General features: G+C 66.7%; 1 protein-coding gene. It reads right to left on the bottom strand.

All coding sequences use genetic code 11. From position 1 onward, the window contains the following. A partial coding sequence (locus tag AB4Y73_RS20465) for an endolytic transglycosylase MltG (protein ID WP_441874516.1) occupies window positions 1-477 on the bottom strand: 477 nt, incomplete at both ends.

Here is a 477-nt window from a genome sequence, read left to right as displayed (position 1 = left end):
CCAGTGAGGCCAGCACGATCGTCTTCCAGCGGTCGGCCGGCTTCACCCCGGCGTCGTCGAGCGACTGGAACGTGCGGTCGACCAGCGTCTTTATTACGTCATGCGCCGTGATCCCCGGCGTGAACGTGTAGGTCGCAGGGAACAGGAAGCCCTCGAGCGTCGTCGCCTGTGCGGGAGCACCGTACTGCTGCGGATTCTTGGCCGCCGCCGTCAACTCCGCGACGGGAATCTTGGTGGCGGTGGCGAGGAGCGGCAGGATGTCCTTCTCCGCCGTCCCCTCCGGGATCACGGCCGTGTTCTGCACACGCGACGCCGGGTCCTCCATCGCGAGCAGCGCCGCCTGCGCGCTCATCTTCTTCGCCAGCTTGAACGCGCCGGGCTGGAACTCGACCTCCTGCTGCTGGCGGAGCAGCAGCGAGTAGAACGCGCTGTACGTCTTGGTGACGCCGGCTTTCTGAAGCTTGGTCGCCACATCCG

The sequence above is a fragment of the Pseudarthrobacter sp. TAF60_1 genome, assembly GCF_052113505.1.
Taxonomy (GTDB): Bacteria; Actinomycetota; Actinomycetes; order Actinomycetales; family Micrococcaceae; genus Arthrobacter.
The sequence above is the reverse complement of the archived record's forward strand: the minus strand, read 5'-3'. Positions and strand labels throughout refer to the sequence as shown.